This window comes from Myxococcus sp. AM011 (assembly GCF_013372595.1).
Classification (GTDB): domain Bacteria; phylum Myxococcota; class Myxococcia; order Myxococcales; family Myxococcaceae; genus Myxococcus; species Myxococcus eversor.
The window spans coordinates 1-237 of record NZ_JABXEM010000685.1 but is presented as its reverse complement, the minus strand read 5'-3'; the positions used below and the strand labels follow the sequence as shown (position 1 = coordinate 237).

The 237-nt window shown below is 69.6% G+C and carries 1 pseudogene; it reads right to left on the bottom strand.

Annotated features, from left to right (window positions below):
• Positions 1–237 (bottom strand): annotated as a pseudogene (locus HUW62_RS50270) (hypothetical protein); the annotation flags it as partial.

Here is a 237-nt window from a genome sequence, read left to right as displayed (position 1 = left end):
CGGCCTGGCGCAGCAGCGCGAAGAGGAAGCGCCGCATCTTCGGCGTCATGGGGATGACGACGGGTGGGCCTCCGTACTCCTGGAGCTGCGCCACGTCGACGAGGGACTCGCCGTCCGGGCTCTTCGCGGTGCGCGACACGCCGATGAAGGCCTCGTCGCCCTCCACGACGACGGAGATGGAGTTGCGTAGCGCGCCCGAGACGAGGAGGGCCTTCGTCCCGTTGAATCCGGCGAGCT